10 protein-coding genes and 1 pseudogene are annotated in these 16561 nt (G+C 49.3%); 9 read left to right on the top strand and 2 right to left on the bottom strand.

What is annotated here, in order from left to right; translation table 11 throughout:
- Positions 1–230 precede the first annotated feature (230 nt).
- Together C161_RS19385 and C161_RS19380 are read right to left on the bottom strand one after the other, a co-directional pair.
- Positions 231–1859 carry a response regulator gene (locus C161_RS19385; RefSeq protein ID WP_036672093.1) on the bottom strand — a complete coding sequence of 543 codons (1629 nt, stop codon included), beginning with the start codon at positions 1857–1859 and terminating at the stop codon, positions 231–233.
- A gap of 5 nt (positions 1860–1864) precedes the next feature.
- Positions 1865–3694, bottom strand: a complete 1830-nt coding sequence (locus tag C161_RS19380) for a cache domain-containing sensor histidine kinase (RefSeq protein WP_036672091.1) — start codon at positions 3692–3694, stop codon at positions 1865–1867.
- Between the two features lie 143 nt (positions 3695–3837).
- On the opposite strand from C161_RS19380, the gene C161_RS19375 reads away from it, so the two are divergent.
- The 9 genes and pseudogenes from C161_RS19375 to C161_RS31625 all read left to right on the top strand — a co-directional run.
- Positions 3838–4719 carry a carbohydrate ABC transporter permease gene (locus C161_RS19375; RefSeq protein WP_036607341.1) on the top strand — a complete coding sequence of 294 codons (882 nt, stop codon included), beginning with the start codon at positions 3838–3840 and terminating at the stop codon, positions 4717–4719.
- Positions 4719–5555, top strand: a complete 837-nt coding sequence (locus tag C161_RS19370; protein ID WP_036607337.1) for a carbohydrate ABC transporter permease — start codon at positions 4719–4721, stop codon at positions 5553–5555. The genes C161_RS19375 and C161_RS19370 overlap by 1 nt, the downstream gene beginning before the upstream one ends.
- Before the next feature lie 603 nt (positions 5556–6158).
- The gene (locus C161_RS19365; protein ID WP_036672088.1) at positions 6159–7457 is read left to right on the top strand and encodes an ABC transporter substrate-binding protein; all 1299 of its coding nucleotides are present in this window, start codon (positions 6159–6161) and stop codon (positions 7455–7457) included.
- 433 nt (positions 7458–7890) lie between these two features.
- Positions 7891–8457 carry a TetR/AcrR family transcriptional regulator gene (locus C161_RS19360; protein ID WP_036607516.1) on the top strand — a complete coding sequence of 189 codons (567 nt, stop codon included), beginning with the start codon at positions 7891–7893 and terminating at the stop codon, positions 8455–8457.
- A 60-nt stretch (positions 8458–8517) separates the two neighbouring features.
- On the top strand, positions 8518–10509 hold the full coding sequence (locus C161_RS19355) for an alpha/beta fold hydrolase (RefSeq protein WP_051449815.1): 1992 nt from the start codon (positions 8518–8520) through the stop codon (positions 10507–10509).
- Between the two features lie 93 nt (positions 10510–10602).
- Positions 10603–11550 (top strand): aminopeptidase, encoded by a 948-nt coding sequence (locus tag C161_RS19350; protein WP_036672087.1) that lies wholly within the window; start codon positions 10603–10605, stop codon positions 11548–11550.
- A gap of 625 nt (positions 11551–12175) precedes the next feature.
- Positions 12176–12595 (top strand): chemotaxis protein CheW, encoded by a 420-nt coding sequence (locus tag C161_RS19345; RefSeq protein ID WP_164783412.1) that lies wholly within the window; start codon positions 12176–12178, stop codon positions 12593–12595.
- Positions 12596–12822: 227 nt separating this feature from the next.
- Entirely contained in the window at positions 12823–16026 is a 3204-nt protein-coding gene (locus tag C161_RS19340; RefSeq protein ID WP_036672086.1) for a DEAD/DEAH box helicase, read from the top strand.
- A 46-nt stretch (positions 16027–16072) separates the two neighbouring features.
- Positions 16073–16561, top strand: a pseudogene (locus C161_RS31625) (hypothetical protein); the annotation flags it as partial.

The following is a 16561-nucleotide window of genomic DNA, read 5'->3' as shown; positions in this document are numbered from 1 at the left end:
ATATTGCACTGGTACCATTCATCGTAGTCTTTTTTCCCATAGCAGCTCATACAACGGGAAATAAAGTTTATTATCTCTACTTGGGTATAGCTGTAGCTGCAATCTTTCGGATCGTATCCTATCTTAGAAAAGAAAGAGCCAACAAATCGTCATGATATAGGCTAATTTTCGTGTTCCAAAATAAACAGCAAAAAAGGACTCCGTTGGGGGTCCTTTTTGAGTTGAAGCTCCTACGTTCCAGCCTCCAATAATGTTTTACGATATTCCGCTGGCGTGATGCCCTCCATTTTTTTGAACACTTTGCTGAAATACTTTTCGTCCTGAAATCCAACCATCTCAGAGATTTTGACGACTCGAAGGGAAGGATTTTGCAGTAACAGCTTGGCGTTGTTGATCCGCAGTTTGCCCAGATATTCCGACCAGTTCAGACCAAAATGCTGTTTGAATTTACGGGAAATATACTCCCGGCTCAGATAGAAACGCGCGGCAATCTGCTGTAAGGACAGGTCCTCCTGATAATGGGCGTCCATATAACGTGCAATCTCACTCATGGGATCAGGATTGGCGTGGTGGTGAGCGGTGAGCGCCTTTCCTGCGGCAAGCAGTCGTTGTTCCAACAATGAACGAAGCAGGGGGAAAGATAACAGTCCTTCAGCGTCCAAAGGTAACTCGGCAAAGGGAATAGACTGTTCCTCCGTCACTTCTTCCTCATGGAATGACGAACCTGCCGTATCATCAAGCCAGCGGCTCAGCATCCATTCCAGCTCCTCGATCCATTGCTGAATCTGCTCAGCACTGACAACCGCAAGATCAGTAATCGGGTCAAGCCACTCGGCGACCGCAGCAGATACACTGGAAGCCCGGCAACTCATGGCTGCCATACGCAGGGGTTCTTCATGGGCGGTTAAACGCCTGGTTTTATTTCCATTTGATGATTCCACTGAGGCATGGATTCGCTGTTTAATTTGCACAGCATTACGTCGCCACAGCCTTGAACTTGCTTCCAGATAGGCCGCTGAGATTCCGCAAGGATAAGACTCACAGATGGAGATGCCAAAATGAAGCCGGCGCTGAATCGTCTGCTCCAATCCCTGATTGACCTTGTCCAGAATATGTTCCAATGATGTGGATGGACCCCAATGCAGCAGAACAATCTCGTCCGGTTGATCCAACTGCCGAAACATTACGCCTTCGTCTGGTGTGGATAACATCTCGGCACAGATATTGAGCACGGAGAACACAAGCAGGTCCGGTTGACTGCGATATTTTGCCAGACAACCTGCATCCAGATGGGACAGGCTGGTGACAGCGACACTACAGACAGGGATAACACTAGGGAGATTCAACTCATCCTGCAATCGCTGCATGTGTGATGGGCTGCTGCCTCTGCCGACGGCAAGTTCGGTGAGCAGACGATCCTGGTAGTGGGGGCGCATTCGATTAACAACAATGGATTGCCTGGTGGATTGTATCCGAATGGCGTCTTCCTCTTCCCAAGCTGTAACGGCCTTTAATAGAGATGCATTCAGCTCATCTGCTTCCACAGGTTTCAGGAGGTAGTCCATGCCACCATGTCTGATTGCATGCCTCACAAGTTCAAAATCATCATATCCGCTGATAACCAGCACCTTGCTGTGTGGGGCATGAGCCGATATCCATTCAAGCAATGCCATACCGTCCTTGCCCGGCATACGCATGTCACTGAGTATGATTTGAGGTTGATGTGCCGTGATGGCGGCGATGGCTTCATCCCCGTCTGCTGCTTCAAGTAATGTATCAATGCCAAACTCTTCCCAATGACCAAGCAACCTTATGGCATCGCGGACATGTTTTTCATCATCTACAAGCAGTGCCTTCATGTTGTTCACTCTCCCGCGTATAGTTTAACCGTGATCTTCACACCATTGGGTTCCCGATTGCTGATCTCAAGCCTGGCTGAGTGACCGGGATGTGAGTTCAATTGAAGTCGGCGTATTACATTTCGTAGACCGATGGATTCAGACTCGTCGGATTCTTGTGTGGATAACCCGGTTGTTGTATGACTTTGATGCAGCCATCCGCGGATCTCCAGTAATTTATCTTCAGGTATGGATGGGCCATTATTATTCAGTTCTATTTCAATCCAATGATCGTTGATCCGGCGGCTGGACAGGGATATGTGACCTTTGCCAGGCTGAATATCTGCTCCATGTTTGAAATAGTTCTCAATTAAAGGTTGTAACGTCATTCTTGGCATTTCGACAGATAGGGTATCTTCGGCAAAATCCAAATCCACCTCAAGGCGGTCACCAAACCGCTCCTGCTGCAGTTCCAGATATAACCGGGCATGCTCCGCCTCTTCGCGTAAGGTCACGCAGGTCTGATCCCGCATGCTATAGCGCAGCATTTTGGAAAGGCTAGAGAGTAGTATATACGCCCGTTGTCCTTGCTGTTGAAGGGCGAGTGTACCGATCGATTGCAGTGTGTTATACAGAAAATGCGGATGAATCTGCGCTTGCAACGCTTTGAGTTGATTTGTCTTATTGGCGATCTCGAGTCGATATTCCCGCAAAATAAGATTATTTACCGTATCCATCATATCCCGGAAATGACGAGCGAGCACCCCGAATTCATCGCGACTGGATAGATGGATATCCACATGCAGGCGCCCGGCTTGAATCTGGTTCATATACCGCATGAGTTGCTTGAGCGGACCGGTGATTCGGATGGAGATGAACAAGGTTGCAACAATGACCAATGCAAGTGCCGCAATGGCAATCATCGCGTTATTCCACGTAAGTGTGGTGGCTCTGGCATATAACGTCTCATTCGGGATCTGTTTGACGATGGTCCAATCGGCGTATGTGCTGCCAAGTTGCTGGTATACATACATGGAACGATCCTGTTCAAAATGCCCTGCAACATTCTGGGCTGTACCTGCGCCAGATCGCGCGATATTCAGTTCACTAGCCGTTTCCGCTCGTAGTGCATCCGTATGATTGACCTCGGAACGTCCTTGGTAAATGATCTGATTCTGACCATCCACCACATAGATCTGTTCCTTAGCCGGATCATACAGCCTGCCACAGATTGCTGCAATGGTATTCATATTCAGATCAATGGCGAGTACACCCAGACGCTCGGTGGACGGAATATCCTTGATCACCCGATGCAGGGTAATGACCGTTCTGGCAGGGTCATCGGGGGAGGCAGCCTTGAATCCGTATGTGTGACTCATGTGTGCCGATTCCACCCAGATATCCGGGCTGTCACCGCCTGTTTTTCCATGAAGCGAGCCGGAATAGGCCTGTTTGCGTTCCTCCCGCTTCGGAAAGGGGTTCGTAATCAAGGTGGATTGATTAGCGGCAAAAGAGTGCAAATACAGCTGGAATACATCCGGCACAGCCGCGCGTATTGTCTGCAAAGTGGTGTACACTTCGGCCACCGCACGATAATCACCAGGAATTTTTGCCAAGTTACGCAGAAAGTTTGGGTCGTTATACACAGCGAGCGACGCTCTGGCCACGTTATCCACATAGTTGTTGAGATTGGTGGACGCTTGGTAGATCAGGCGTTTGTTCTCTTCCACAGCCTGTTCCCGCAGGGCTGTCTTGGTCTGGATAAACGTCATGCTGATCGATGCGAGCAGTGGAAGTGTGGTAGCAATGAGCATAAAGGCAATCAATTTGGTGCGTATACTGTAGTATTTGGACATCGGAACACCCCTTCTGGTTGCAGGTTAAGAGAGGACAATATTTTACCCCCAACTGTTCACAAGGGTCGGTGTTTCCCTCGGCGATAATGGGGTTTAATAGAAAAAGAGACCAACTTCATCCATCTATAGAAGGGGAGAACGATATGAAGCATCGCAAATCTTCACAGCTGTTACAGCAGCTTGTGTTCGTGGGTCCCTCCATCGTGTTTTTTATTCTCATCATCGTGGTCCCTTTCCTGCTTGGCATGGTGTATTCCTTCACGGATTGGAACGGGGTATCCGAGAACATTAATTGGGTAGGGTTTGATAACTTCGTGCATGTTTTTGCGAATGATCCCAAGTTCCAAACGGCGTTTTGGTTTACGGTACGCTTCACCGTGGTTGGTGTGGTACTGACCAATGTGATTGGTTTTTTCCTGGCGTATTTCCTGACCAAACCGCTCAAGACGAGAAACATTCTGCGTACGATCTTTTTTATGCCTAACGTGATCGGTGGGTTGTTGCTCGGCTTTATCTGGCAGTTCATATTTGTGAAAGGGTTTTCAGCAGTAGGCGATGTAACCGGCTGGTCCTTCTTCAACCTTCCTTGGCTGGGAGACGAACCAACCGCCTTCTGGGGAATCGTGATTGTGTTTGTATGGCAGACCGCAGGATATCTGATGGTCATCTACATCTCATCTCTGACAAATGTATCCCCTGATCTGCTGGAAGCTGCTGAGATTGATGGCGCAAGTCGCTGGCAGGTACTGCGGAGCATCATTCTTCCGCTCATTATGCCGGGTGTGACAATCTGTCTATTCCTGGCGATCTCCTGGTCGTTCAAAATGTTCGATCTCAATCTGTCACTGACCAAAGGTGGACCGTTCGGATCGACAGAGTCGGTTGCACTTAATATTTACAATGAAGCCTTTGTGAATAACAGATATGGCATCGGAACCGCCAAAGCGCTCGTGTTCTTCGTAATCGTTGCCATCATCACCATGATTCAGGTACGTCTGACGAAGAGCAAGGAGGTAGAAGCCTAATGGAGACGACGAAAAATTATCGCTTCAGTACCATTGTAACCGAGATTGTCATGGTACTCCTTGGACTTTTATTCCTGGTTCCGTTTTACTTCCTGTTTGTGAATTCGGTCAAAACCTTCGGTGATCTGCTCACCAATTCGGCTGCTTGGCCGGAAGTATTTCAGTGGGGCAACTATGCGAACGCTTGGGAGAAAATTAACTTTCCGTCCGCGCTGATGAACTCGCTTATCGTTACCGTGGTCAGCAATCTGTTGCTTGTGCTGATCAGTTCCATGGCCGCGTACCGAATGGTCCGCAGCGATACCCGGTTCAACCGTATTTTGTTCGGCATGTTCATTGCCGCGATGGTGATTCCGTTCCAGTCTATCATGATTCCACTTGTTACTGTAACCAGTAATCTGGGATTGATCGACAGCCTTGGCGGCCTCATTATCTGTTATCTTGGTTTCGGGGCACCGATGTCGGTCTTCCTGTTCCACGGATTCGTAAAATCCGTCCCACTGGAGATTGAGGAAGCGGCTCGTGTGGATGGAAGCTCGGTCTACGGAGTGTTCTTCCGGATCGTATTTCCACTCATGAAACCGATGTATGTAACCGTCATCATTCTGAACACACTCTGGATCTGGAATGATTATCTGCTCCCATCGCTGATCCTGCAAAGCTCCAACCTGCGTACGATCCCGATTGCGACCTTTGCACTCTTCGGACAATATACGAAGCAATGGGATCTGGCCTTGCCAGCACTTGTGCTCGGTATTATGCCGATCATTATCTTCTTCCTGCTGATGCAGAAGTACATCATTCAGGGGATTACGGCTGGATCAGTTAAAGGATAAGGTGCGAGGGCAGGGTCGCTGTGGTGCGAGTGCGAGCACAAGGTCGCTGCGGGATCAAGTTGCGCTTTCGGTCGCTGTTGCTCCTCGGTGGCCTGAATGTATTAGGGCAAGGAAGCCACCGAGTATCAAAGGCGAACGCTCCGCTCCTACATCGCATCCTGATCCCTTTGCTCCCACCTCGCATGGAGGTGTGCAAAGGGAGCCATGCCCGTATAGCTTGGGCATGACTCCTGGGGAAAAGAGCAATAAAGAGAAGAGAACGATAAAGAGAAATGACCAAGAAAGAAGCTTGTATTCAAAGCGCTAACGAATCCACCGCATCTTAATAGGTGGATAATCAAGGAATACAAATTGTAACGAATCTCAGCAACGTTATTCGGGTACAAGACGGCGTCAGAGCCCTAAAAATTGACCAAATCGACGAAATAACGTCGCTGTGATTCGTTAAAATTGGAACCTGTGCAAATAGGTGCGAATAACGTGCGCTCGGTTCGTTAGAATGAAAACACGCTTCAAGGGAAGGTTATTCTGTCATCGGAGTGCCAGTGTAAATATTCATTAGTGGAACGGTTATACTGAAACTACTATAGGGAGAGTGTATGTATGAAAAGAATGACAAAGTTGACGTTGCTTATGCTGATTGCTTTTTCGGTAATGCTCGCGGGTTGTGGCAATGGGGACAAGAGTGGCAGTCCGGTCAACACGGATACTCAAGGTGGTGGCGAGGCTGCTGCTGGAGATAAAACCATTAAAATCTTCCAATTCAAAGTCGAAATCGCGGAAGCGCTCAATCGTCTCAAAGCGGAATATGAATCCTCCCATCCAGGCGTCAAACTGGACATTCAGACTGTAGGTGGCGGCAGTGACTACGGTGCTGCATTAAAAGCCAAGTTTGCCGCTGGCGAACAACCAGACATTTTCAACGTAGGTGGTTATCGTGAATTGGATACATGGCTTGAATATCTGGAAGATCTGTCTGGAGAATCATGGGCCAAGGATGCACTCGAAGTAGCCAAAGAGCCAATGACCAAAGACGGTAAGCTCTACGGACAGCCGCTCGCGCTGGAGGGTTATGGTTTCATTTATAACAAAGACCTCTTCCAAAAAGCAGGTATTACTGAAATTCCAACGACACTGGAACAATTGGATCAAGCGGCACAGAAACTTCAAGCCGCAGGCATTACCCCATTCTCTAATGGATATCAGGAGTGGTGGGTGCTGGGCAATCATAACGTAAACGTCGCATTTGCAAATCAGGCAGATCCGGTGAAATTCATCCAGGGACTCAACGAAAGTACGGAGAAAATTCCTGGAAACCAAGTGTTCGCCGACTGGATCAACTTGCTCGACTTAACGCTGAAATACAGCAACAAAAACCCGCTGACAACCGACTACAATACGCAAGTTACGTTGTTTGCGAGTGGAGAAGCGGCGATGATGCAACAAGGGAACTGGACTCAAGTACAGATCGATGGAATCGATCCGGATCTGAATCTGGGTATCCTGCCAATGCCAATTAACAATGAACCTAATGACAAATTATTTGTCGGTGTACCGAACTATTGGGTTGTGAACAAGAACTCTCAAGTGAAACCGGAAGCAAAAGAGTTTTTGGAGTGGCTCGTAACTTCGGATATCGGGAAACAATACATGACGAAAGAATTCAAATTCATTCCGGCGTTCAGTTCCATCACGGCATCCGAAGAGGATCTGGGTGACCTCGCCACAGAGATCATGAAGTATAGCCAGGAAAATAAAACACTCAGCTGGAACTTCAACCGTTTCCCTGAAGGGGTTCCACAAGAGTATGGCAGCACGATTCAGGCTTACGTTGCAGGCAAATCGGATAAAGCCGGATTGCTCGACGCATTGCAACAGAACTGGGATAGTCTGAAAAAATAATCCGGATCATGGACGGTATCCACAGGTTACCAAAAATGGTTCAGAAATCTTCGGATAGAAAAGTTAGTCTATCTAATATATGAGTTAATTGAAACAGGTTAGCCAGAAATCTTATTCTGGTTGGCCTGTTTTTGTTTTTCCGAGGAGCCAATGACGCTCTCTGAAAAGTTCAAAGTCAGTTATATCCCTGAAATGTGGATAACCCCTAAGCAGTTTAACGATCTAATGACGTATTTAACACAGAGTTAATACTATATGTGGATATCCTGTGTGTATTACACTCTAAATGTGGACAAGTGTGGAGTAATTGGAGTGGGAGGTCCTCTTTTGTTAACAGAAATACTTGTTTTCAACTGATTAGTACTGTATAGTTCTAAATATGACAAATCCAAAAATGAATACGGGACCCGCCAAATCCAAAAGTACCAATCCGGTGAACCGGACCAAGGCAGTTGAAGTGGCGGCACAATTATTTCTGCGTCAGGGGTACAGCTACGTCAGCATGGATGAAGTCGTGCGCGTGAGTGGGGTATCCAAGTCAAATATTTATTATCATTTTAAAAACAAGGAGGAGCTGCTCCAGGCCGTGGTACAATACTGGATTGCCCAGTATGAGTCGGAGCTGTATCTGCTGCTCAGTCAGCGTGAGCGAGGAGTGGAGGAGCGTATCTACTCATTCATGGCATTGTTGTCGGCAGGCATTGAGGGCCGAAATTATGAAGGGAGCTGTCCTTTTGTTACGTTATATATGCAGACACCGGACAGTGCACCCCAAGTGAAGGAAAGCATATCCAGATTCTTTCGTGAACTTAGACCGATGGTGGAGAAGTTGTTTCAGCAAGGTTTGGATCGCGGTGAATTTCGCAAAGAAATCGAACCGGGACCGGCTGCGTTGTTGTTTATTGCCGCATTGGAAGGTTCACTAATCCTAGCGGGAACTGCCCGTGATGTAGGGATTATAGAACAATCGGCGCGTACGTTTTGTCAGATGCTTCGTTAATCGAAGCTCTTTTTTTGAATATAACTAGTACTATATAGTACTAAAAGGAGCCGTAACACAATGATTGTACATACTAACCGTGTATCCAATGAAGAAAACACAGCAGCACATTCAACAAACATGAATCAGGTAATAAGTAAGTCTGATATGGCAAGTACGACCATTTTTATGACAGGTAGTACAGGTTTTATCGGCAAAGAAACGGTCAAACAACTTACGCAGGGAGACGCACAATTGCTCTTGCTGGTTCGTTCGGAACAGCGAGCCAGAACTGTGCTGAAGGCTTATGGAGTGAAGGATTTCAAGCGGATTACCTTTATTACAGGTGATTTATCCATGTCGGGTCTTGGCCTTACCGCAGTAGATCGGGAGCGTGCTCTTGAAGCAAATGTGATCATTCACGCGGGTGGAACGATGGACGTCACTTTGGAACGAAAAATAGCCGAGCAGATATTCATGAACGGGGCCAGGGAACTGGCACAGCTAGCACAGGAAATCCACTCTACTCATGGATTGAGACACTTTATCCACGTTGTTGGTTATATGAGTCCTTATGGAGAGCGGAATGAACAGGGGAATTATCTACAGGTTGAGCATGTGGATAATAATGAAAGTGCATATGAAGAGATGAAGTTCCATGCCGATCTGCATATTCGCGAGCATGCAGAACAGCATCGCTATCCCTTATCCGTTGTAAATCCGAGTACAGTGGTTGGGCCACGTCCCACAGGTGAAACCGAGCAAACGGGTGGGATTGGACTGCTCATTCAGGCGATTCAGAAAGGACTTATGCCGGTAGTGCCGGGAGGTTCATCCTATTGGTTACCGCTTGTGGAGAATGACATTGTTGCAGAGACACTAGTTTTTCTATCCAGGGAAGCTGCTCCAGTCGGAGGAACTTATCCGCTATTGGCGCGGAGGGAAGACAGTCCCAATATGAAGGAACTGCTGCAACTCTTGGCGCAGCAATTGGACGTACCCAAACCCAAAGGGGCTGTGCCATTACCGTGGATTCAATGGATCATGAAATCAGGTGGTTCACGCATCAGTGGTGTTCCAGCGGAGTCGGTTGCTTTTATTACCAACAGGTCATTCCCGGTTGAAGAGACGGAGGCTCTGTTCACACGTATGGGGCAATCCTGGCCGGACATCCGGGAACAGCTTCCGCTGGTTACAGCCGATCTGGACTATCGTTTTCGGTATACGCCGTTACCTGAGGGTTTTCCGACAGATTATATTCGGTCTCGAAGTGGAAATATGGCTATGCTTGGTTGGGAGGGTGAGGGAGAGCCTTGGATTATTGTACATGGTTTGCTTCAATCTGCGGATGAGATGTTACCTTTAGGAAAACAGCTTAGGGACCGGACCGGGAACCCGGTATGGTTAATCGATCTCGCTGGATTCGGACGGTCCCCGGTACATCAGGGGGATGAAGCGTTTGAAGGTCAGGTGGATGCACTGCTTACGGCTCTTGGTGAGTTTGAGGGTCCGGTGAAGCTGGTTGGTCATTCGATCGGGGCTGCTATTGTAGCTGCGGCACAGATGCGTAGCGGGCGGACAGACATTCGACTGGGGTTGCTCCAGCCAGTTGCCAACAATTCAAATCCGAATGTCCTAAGATGGGTTTCCCGTTTACCAAGAGGGGTGATACGCTCCCTGCTGCGTGGCAGATCGGAGAAAAGTTGGAATCAAATGTTCAGTTCACATAGCGGCGTAGGCGACAGCAGTGTTATGGCCGAGGCCATGGGCAAGAGAATACGCTCCAGTCTCCAGTCCCCTCGTATTGCAGGAGCACATGCAGACTTGTTGCGCTGGATCCACTCGGGTCAGAGGAAAGGCGCCAGATCAACGTTGTGGGCGAAAATGGAAAGTCAGCATTATGTCAAGAATGTATTAGTTGTGTGGGCCAATCAAGATCAGGAATATCACTATCCCCAAGATATGAACTCACAGGTCAAACGGATAGATGTCCCCTATGGACATTACTTTCCGACGTTTCGGTATAAGGAAACAGCTGCAATCCTCGCCCAATGGGCCGATACCTTGAGGTGAGTTCAGGTTTGGACATGCAGGAATCCCGTGCTAATTGTCGAAAGGGTCAAGTCGACTTTTGAGAGCTGAACCAAAGACAGGAGAGATGAATGTATGAGCAAGCAACGTGTGGAAATCAGTAAAAATGTGCTAACGAAATGTCTCGGACTGCGCAGCGGAGAGAATCTGGTAGTTGTCGCAGACGATATGAAGCGGGATCTGGCTGAATCCATCTATGAGGCAGGCAAAGCACTTGGTGCAGAGTCGGTCCTGTTAATCATGGAGGAACGCAGCAGATCTGGAGAAGAGCCACCGGCGCCGATTGCAGAGGCCATGATTCGAGCAGATGTAGCCGTGTGTGTAACGCGATATTCATTAACACATACCCAAGCACGCAAAAAAGCCGCTGCTTCAGGGACCCGAGTGGCAACCATGCCTGGCATGACAGAGGATATGTTTATGAACGGAGCCATTACAGCTGAATATTCGCAAGTAAAGGCGTTGACCGAGAAGGTAACGGCTCTATTAACCGCAGGTCGCCATGTGCGAATAGAGAAGCAGGGCCATAGTCTTTCCTTTTCCATTGAAGATCGTAACGGTGTACCAAGCACAGGTATGTATTTGAACCCTGGTGAATCGGGCAACTTGCCGTCAGGAGAAGCTTATATTGCTCCCGTTGAGGGCAAGGGTGAGGGCAGTATTGTTGTAGATGGTTCCGTTGCTGGAATTGGGGCACTCCGTGAACCGATGCTATTGACCGTTAGTGAAGGACGATTGGTGTCAGCTGAAGGACCAGATGGGGCTCAATTACTGGAAACGCTTGGTGAGGGCGATGGTCGTTTTCTCGGCGAATTCGGGATCGGTACCAATAACAAGGCGCGAATCACGGGTGTGGTGCTGGAAGATGAGAAGGTGTACGGCACAATTCATGTGGCCTTTGGCAGCAATAACACATTTGGTGGAACGATTGCCGCAGGTGTTCATATTGATGCAGTTGTACAAAAGCCGGACGTGTACATCGATGACAGGCTGATCATGCGTCAGGGTGAATTGGTCGAATAACTACAGCGAAGGAAATTGGGCATGTCCACAACGTGTCCACAGTAATGGATAACTGAAGCGGAAATTCAGATTTTACGTCAGATTTACAAACAAATACACAACATGTCCACATTAAATTAATGAATATCCACATGAAACGCCAAAGATATCCACAGCATGTGTGCAATATGTGCACAACTTATCCACAAATCAGGTATAACTCGTATTTTCATGCGATAAAACAGTCGTTTTGGAGTAATTAAACAAGTTATCCACAGTAATAACGCTTTTTTGTTCCAAGTATTTGAAAACATAGAAACAGATCCATAATATATGGGGATAAAAAAGACCGAAAATCGGCATAAAGCTGATCTTTGGTCTTTTTTTTGAATATAATTTTTCAATCCGATGTCAGGTTACTTACGCTCAATATTAAAACGACTGATTTCCACCACCCTCCACAACAGGGCAAATGAGCAGAGCGGAGACAGCAACCGTAATGCAACGTCTGTTGAAGTTGGCAAAATTGATCTGAAGCCTAAACATTTGGTCAAAAATAACCGATACACCAAAGTAACATCTAGTGGGACGAAAGTAGTCTGATTATACGGAATGAGAGGATATGGGGATAACTATGGACGAGGGAATGCAATATATTAATTTTTCGGTAGGAGACCAGATCTTTGCACTACGAATTGATGAAGTTCATGAGATCATCAGAATGGTACAGGTGACAACAGTTCCATTTGGAAGCCCGGAGATCCGAGGTTTTGCTTCGCTGTACGGTAAGGTCGTTTCGGTGGTGAGTCTTCGTGTATTGTTAGGCATGCCAGACCAGGAGGATACCTCTTCTACACGTATTATTGTGGTGCCTTACAAAGGTGGATTTGTACCGCTGATCGTAGATATGGTCGATTCTGTCGTAAGTTACGATCGTTTCGAGGAACCAGCTGAGGAACACCGTCGTTTCATGCTTGGCGTTTTTGACAAAATCGGGTTCTGTGAAGATCATCGTGCAGGTATTTTGAACCTCGATGTATTACTGGGCAGCTTGATCAGATCATAGGAGTATAACGATCCGTAATTCTTTCAATATTCAGTATTATCCTTCGGTTTACCCAAATGTTCCTCATCCGCTTTTCGGGAGAAGGGACATTTTTTTGTGCCGCTAAGGCGTTTTCAGACACGCCCTAACCATCGAAATAACCACTTTTTATGGGCAAAGGTTTTTAAATCCGGTCATTTTCGTATATGATGGAGAGTAACAATGCGAAGGGATGACGGGAGACTTTAATGATGCAATCGCTGTATGGAGTATGGCTTGGTGACGTATTTTTTTGTTTTTCCGGTGAAACATCGGAACCACGTGTGGATGCATGGAGCCACGTGGTAAGAAGGTTGAATTTTGGCGACGGGGGTCGTCTGTTTCAGCCTGCCGCTCTGCGTCTTGCGGAGCTGCGCTGGCCGAATCCGCTGAGGAACACGGCTGAAGCGAAGAACACGAAGCGGCGTCAACTGCTGGGACGCACATTGGAAGGATTGGCAGTCTCGCCAAAGGATGCCTTCAGGTTGCTGCTGCAATGGGATGACCGTTTGTTAAATACAGCCGGAATTCAGGTTGGAGAAGAGATGCGTTACTGGATCAAGGCGGCGCAGTTCACACAGGAGCTGCTGTTGCGGGGAGCAATTGCTCCATCGGCTGAATTCGCAGCAAAGACCGGAGCACGGCGACGGACCGGACAAGAGACATTAACAGGCGTATGGCGACCACGCTTGCAGCAGGAGGAGGACATCGAACGCTTCCGCGATCTTGCTGAAGCGATGCCTCCGATTGGATTGGCTGCTCCTGGAGCTTATGCTTCATTGGAACCGGAAACGCGTGAAGAAGCAGGGGCTGCGGTATTATTTTCATTCATGAGTGGCATGATTCATGCTGTAGTGACAAGTGAACTGGAGGGCATGGACAGTGAACTGTCCCGTTACCGCACCCCATATCGACGCGGATCTTCGCCAGTAGCCGAACTCTGGTGGAACAGTCTGATCTCGATGTTCCGTCCTGTGACGGTGCAAGGGCCGACGGACGATATGACAGCGTTTATTCATACGTTGCAAGAAGTTGGTGGAACGTCAATGCCAATCGTGGGAGCAGAAGAGATGGCACCTGCTGAAGGCCAATTGAAGCTGGTGCTCCGCTTGGAGCCACCGCTGGGCGAACATGAAACGATCTGGGGAATCAGCTTTTGGGCGGACAGTGAGCAGGAACCAAGCTTGAGGTTGCCTGCACGGACGATCTGGGCACATCCAGAGCGAGATCTGGACCGGGGGAAGGTGTTATATACCTCGGCGGCAGAGCAATTATTGATGGCACTCGGGCAAGCGGCAGAACTGGCACCTGAACTGGAGACGGCGCTGCTTACCGCTCGTCCGGAGGAAATTAAGCTGGAGCAGCAGGGTTTCTTTGAGTTTCTCACACATGCGGTTCCACGTTTGCAGAAGGCTGGGATAACCGTTCTCATGCCTTCAAGGTGGAGTCGTGCCGGGAAACGTCGTGCGGGACTGCGTCTGCAGATGTTGAATCGGGGAACAGAACGGTTGCCTGGAGCCACATCGGCACTTGGCATGGAACAATTGGTTGCTTTCAAAGCGGAGCCTATGCTGGATGGGAAACCGGTAACGGCGGAGGAACTGGCAGCACTGGCTGAATCCACAGTTCCGTATGTTATGTTCCGTGGCGAATGGATTGAAGTGGATACAAAAGAGATTCGCCAAGTCCTGCGTTATATGAAAAAAGAAGAAGAACAATATATGCCTCTCTCCGAATGGCTGCATCTGGCAGCGGATGAAGGGGAGGATTCCGCATGGAAGGGCCTCTCCGTCTTTGGTGCCGAATCTGATGGGATGCTTGCTTTCCTGCTCGATGGACAGGTGCTTCGCAGCATTGAGCCTCGTCAGGTTCCGGCAGAATTGCATGGTGAACTCAGACCTTATCAGGAACGAGGTTACCAATGGTTATCCGCGATGCGTGAGCTGGGCTTTGGCGTATGTCTCGCGGACGATATGGGACTTGGGAAGACGATTCAGGTAATTACCTGTCTGCTGGATCGCAAACACGAGGAACGCCAGGCAGCTGAAGAGGAAGCCCGTGAGAATGAGCTGCTGAATGGATCAGATGATGCATTCCCGGCGTATCAGCACACGAATGAGCGGCCTGTTCATCTGCCTGCACTTATTGTGTGTCCTACCTCGCTGCTTGGAAACTGGCAGCGTGAGCTGAAGCGGTTTGCCCCGGATCTGTCGCTATATATTCATCATGGCGGACAACGGCTGCACGGGAACGAATTCCAGGCAGAAGCGCAGACGCATGACATTGTACTGACGACCTATCATCTGGCAGGCAGAGATGGCCCGGATCTGGCTTCGTTGCACTGGTCCACCATTGTGCTGGATGAGGCACAATATATTAAGAACTACCGTACCAAGCAAGCACAAAGCGTGATGCGTCTGTCTACACTTCATCGTATTGCGATGACAGGAACGCCTGTAGAGAACCGACTGAGCGAACTCTGGTCCATTTTTCAGTTCCTCAATCCGGGGTATCTGGGCACCGCTTCATCGTTCCGTCAGCGTTATACGGGACTGGGACCATCTGAAGAAAATGCAGCATCCTTGCGTGAGCTTCATCGACTGGTATCTCCATTCATGCTGCGCAGGCTGAAAAGTGATCCGGATATTCGCAAGGATCTGCCAGAGAAGCTTGAACTGAAATCCTATTGTTCTCTGACGCCGGAGCAGACGGTGTTGTACCAGCGTGTGGTGGATGATCTGATGGGGGGGCTGGACGGCAGAAATGGCATTGCCCGTAAAGGGATTGTGTTGTCCTCCCTGACCAAGCTCAAGCAGATCTGTGATCATCCGGTGCTGGCGGACAGCAATCGGAAAGACCACGGCAAGGCTGAGGCATCTGGTAAGATGGAACGTTTGCTTGAACTGCTGGACGCCATCCGTGATAACGGGGAATCGGCCCTGATCTTCACGCAGTATGTTGCTATGGGAGATCTGCTGGTATCGAGGTTGAAACAGCGATATGAGGAAGAACCTTATTTCCTGCATGGTGGTGTGTCGAAGGCGCAAAGAGATGATATGGTGGAGACTTTCCAAAAAGGAGAGGGTCCGTCCATGTTTGTGCTATCTCTTCGTGCCGGAGGTGTGGGTCTGAATCTGACACGGGCGAGTCATGTCGTTCACTATGACCGGTGGTGGAATCCTGCGGTTGAGAATCAGGCGACGGACCGTGTATTCCGAATTGGACAGAATCGCAACGTGCAGGTGCACAAGTTGATCTGTCAGGGAACGCTGGAGGAACGGATTGATGAGCTGATCGAAAGTAAGAAGGCACTCTCCGAGCAGGTCGTTGGTTCGGGTGAGAATTGGCTGACCGAGATGTCGGATGATGAGCTGCGTGGCCTGATTTCTCTTCAGGGTGAGACGTGGCTGTGACCTTGAACATTCAGGGGAATATAGATGTGGAGAAAGGGGGATTATTGTGAGCGAAAAATGGAAGATCGAGCTGCATATGTCCCCCGGTGGATGGACAGCAGAAGTAAATACAGCAGCGGAAGCGGACCAGGAAGTTTCCGTTTCCGCTTCCGCTGTTGAGGGCAAGACCGGATCGGCCGCAGGCATGTTCACGGTCACGGGAACGCCCGCGCGACTGAGCGAAGCCCAGCGCGAGGCTGTACTGGCTCAGTTGCGCAAGCGCCCGCTGACGCTGTACGCCCTGTTGCGCGGCGGCCCGGCGTCCGAGGAGCTCGCCGGGCTGCTGCCGGCTACGCAAGCGCCCGATGGCTCGCCAGGCGCAACAACGGTCAGCGCGGCCGTGGCATGCACCTGCGGCCGCCCGGGCTGCGCGCATGCCGCGGCCGCTGAGCGCGCCGTAGCCGCGCGCCTCGCGGCCGAGCCGCTGCTGCAGCTGGCGCACGCCGGCCTGCCGCGCGAAGCGCTGCTCGCCGGCGTGCTGGGGGCATGGGCGGAG

The sequence above is a fragment of the Paenibacillus sp. FSL R5-192 genome (assembly GCF_000517845.1).
Lineage (GTDB): Bacteria > Bacillota > Bacilli > Paenibacillales > Paenibacillaceae > Paenibacillus > Paenibacillus amylolyticus.
The sequence above is the reverse complement of the archived record's forward strand: the minus strand, read 5'-3'. Positions and strand labels throughout refer to the sequence as shown.

Excerpts from the sequence above, each read along its gene's own strand:
- C161_RS19385 (WP_036672093.1), bottom strand. The coding sequence starts at position 1,859 with ATGAAGGCACTGCTTGTAGATGATGAAAAACATGTCCGCGATGCCATA.
- C161_RS19380 (WP_036672091.1), bottom strand. The coding sequence starts at position 3,694 with ATGTCCAAATACTACAGTATACGCACCAAATTGATTGCCTTTATGCTC.
- C161_RS19375 (WP_036607341.1), top strand. The coding sequence starts at position 3,838 with ATGAAGCATCGCAAATCTTCACAGCTGTTACAGCAGCTTGTGTTCGTG.
- C161_RS19370 (WP_036607337.1), top strand. The coding sequence starts at position 4,719 with ATGGAGACGACGAAAAATTATCGCTTCAGTACCATTGTAACCGAGATT.
- C161_RS19365 (WP_036672088.1), top strand. The coding sequence starts at position 6,159 with ATGAAAAGAATGACAAAGTTGACGTTGCTTATGCTGATTGCTTTTTCG.
- C161_RS19355 (WP_051449815.1), top strand. The coding sequence starts at position 8,518 with ATGATTGTACATACTAACCGTGTATCCAATGAAGAAAACACAGCAGCA.
- C161_RS19350 (WP_036672087.1), top strand. The coding sequence starts at position 10,603 with ATGAGCAAGCAACGTGTGGAAATCAGTAAAAATGTGCTAACGAAATGT.
- C161_RS19345 (WP_164783412.1), top strand. The coding sequence starts at position 12,176 with ATGCAATATATTAATTTTTCGGTAGGAGACCAGATCTTTGCACTACGA.
- C161_RS19340 (WP_036672086.1), top strand. The coding sequence starts at position 12,823 with ATGATGCAATCGCTGTATGGAGTATGGCTTGGTGACGTATTTTTTTGT.